Below are 2,527 nucleotides of genomic sequence, written 5' to 3'. Positions count from 1 at the left end.
CACGATCAGCAGGGAGATCAGCCAGTGCAACGCGATCGCCACGTTGGTGTAGCGGCGCGATTCCATCCCGGCGGGCATAACGACAGTATTCATCGGCTCTTATCCTCCATTGACCCGCGTCTTGCACGCTGATGCATTTGTTGCATCAAGATGCGGACTTGAATAAATTAGTTCGAATTAGGACTAATATAGCAAAAAGCAGGATTTGCCGTTGGCCGCCCGACAAGCGGTCGAAGTGAAGAAGTGGAAGGAGGGAGAGGGCCCGGTAGATTGAAATACTTCAGATCCGGCGCCATCCGCGGCTCGGCACAAACCTCAATCGTTTCAAGGTCTGCACCGTGCCGGGAAATGGCGTGGCAATGTCGTCACGCCAGGTCGGCGCTATGGCATGAATGACTACACAGCCTGCGCGAGTTTCGCCGCATGGCCGATATAGTTGGCGGGTGTCATTGCCAGCAGATGCGTTTTCGCGTCGTCGGGGATGGCCAGTCCGTTGATGAAGTCACGCAGCGCTTCGCGGGAAATTCCCTTGCCACGCGTGAGTTCCTTCAATTGCTCGTACGGATTTTCGATGCCGTAACGGCGCATCACCGTTTGCACCGGTTCCGCCAGCACTTCCCAGGTTGCATCCAGATCCTCCTCGAGGCGCGCCGGGTTGACTTCCAGCTTGTTCAGTCCGCGCAGGCAGCTATCGTAGGCGAGCACGGCATAGCCGAATGCGACGCCGATATTGCGCAGCACCGTCGAGTCGGTCAGGTCGCGCTGCCAGCGGGATACCGGCAATTTTTCCGATAGATGCTTCAGCAACGCGTTGGCTAATCCCAGGTTGCCTTCCGAGTTTTCGAAGTCGATCGGATTGACCTTGTGCGGCATGGTCGACGATCCGATTTCGCCGGCCTTGGTGCGCTGCTTGAAATAGCCGAGAGAGATGTAGCCCCAGATGTCGCGGTTCAGGTCGAGCAGGATCGTGTTGGCGCGGGCCACCGCGTCGAACAATTCCGCCATGTAGTCGTGCGGCTCGATCTGGATGGTGTATGGATTAAAGGTCAATCCCAACCGCTGCTCGATCACATTTTTGGAGAAACCTTCCCAGTCGAAGGCCGGATAGGCTGACAGGTGTGCATTGTAATTGCCGACGGCGCCGTTCATCTTGCCCAGGATTTCCACTTGCGCGATCCGCTGCTCGGCACGCTTGAGACGCGCCACTACATTGGCGATTTCCTTGCCGAGCGTGGTCGGGCTGGCCGGCTGCCCGTGGGTGCGCGATAGCATCGGCAGCGCCGCATTCGCATGTGCCAGTTCTGTCAGCTTGGCGATGACCGCCTGGAGTGACGGCAGCAGTACGTCATTGCGCGCCGCCTTCAGCATCATGCCGTGGGAGGTGTTGTTGATATCTTCCGATGTACAGGCGAAGTGGATGAATTCGGATGCCGCGACCAGTTCGGGCACGTCCTTTACTTTTTCCTTCAGCCAGTATTCGACTGCCTTTACATCGTGATTGGTCACTGCCTCGATGTCCTTGATGCGTTGCGCATCCGTTTCGCTGAATTCCGCGGCGAGACGATCGAGCAGGGAATTGGCATCGGCGGAAAACGGCTTGATTTCCGAAAAGCCTGCTTCCGATAATGCCTGCAACCAGGCGATTTCGACTTTCACGCGGTGGTGCATGAAACCGGATTCGGAAAGAAGGGGGCGCAGCTTGTCGGTTTTGCCGGCGTAACGGCCGTCGAGCGGGGAAAGGGCGGAAAGAGAGGAAAGCGGCATGATTGTTGATGGAAAGTGGCGGGATGCAAAAAAATAGACGGAATCCGCAGCGTGCTTCGGCACGTCACCCGCTGCGGAATCGGCGGAATCCGGCATTTTACCATCGGCGATTTCGTGGAAAATCAGGTACATAATCCCCGCCGAAATCGACGCGGGGCGGAAAATGTGCGCTGCCTCAATGCTATAATCGCCACCAATTCATACCACTTCCATCTATGAAACTCATCGGTTCCATCGCCAGCCCGTATGTACGAAAAGTCCGCGTTGTCATGGCGGAAAAGAAGCTCGATTATGAGCTCGTGTTGGAAGATGTGTGGGCATCCGACACCAAGATTCACCTCTCCAATCCACTCGGCAAGGTTCCCTGCCTGATCATGGAAGACAGTGGCGCAATGTTCGATTCGCGCGTCATCGTCGAATACCTCGATACCCTGACCCCGGTCGGCAAGCTGATTCCACCCAATGGCCGTGAGCGGGCGGAAGTCAAATGCTGGGAGGCGCTGGCCGATGGCGTGCTCGATGCGGCCATTCTGGTGCGACTTGAGAAGACCAGGCGCAGCGAACCGCAGCAAAGCGAAGAATGGATCAAGCGGCAGATGGATAAGGTACATGCCGGCTTGAAAGCGATGTCGAGCGGTTTGAAAGACACGCCGTTCTGCACCGGAAATCACTATACGCTGGCCGATGTCGCGGTCGGTTGCGCGCTTGGGTGGCTGTCTTTCCGTTTCCCTGAAATCGACTGGCGTGGCGACTATCCGAATCT

The 2,527-nt window shown here is 56.9% G+C and carries 2 protein-coding genes; one reads left to right on the top strand and one right to left on the bottom strand.

Features of this window, described 5'->3' with window-relative positions; translation table 11 throughout:
- Positions 1–396: 396 nt before the first annotated feature.
- Complete coding sequence (purB, locus tag VGU61_RS06650) at positions 397–1,764, bottom strand: adenylosuccinate lyase (RefSeq protein ID WP_326858321.1); 1,368 nt, start codon at positions 1,762–1,764, stop codon at positions 397–399.
- 215 nt (positions 1,765–1,979) lie between these two features.
- On the opposite strand from purB, the gene VGU61_RS06645 reads away from it, so the two are divergent.
- Positions 1,980–2,527 (top strand): glutathione S-transferase family protein (locus tag VGU61_RS06645; protein ID WP_326858320.1); only part of this gene is annotated, 548 nt, incomplete at its 3' end.

It is taken from the genome of Noviherbaspirillum sp. (genome assembly GCF_035944575.1).
Classification (GTDB): Bacteria; Pseudomonadota; Gammaproteobacteria; order Burkholderiales; family Burkholderiaceae_D; genus Noviherbaspirillum.
The sequence above is the reverse complement of the archived record's forward strand: the minus strand, read 5'-3'. Positions and strand labels throughout refer to the sequence as shown.

Excerpts from the sequence above, each read along its gene's own strand:
- purB (WP_326858321.1), bottom strand. The coding sequence starts at position 1,764 with ATGCCGCTTTCCTCTCTTTCCGCCCTTTCCCCGCTCGACGGCCGTTAC.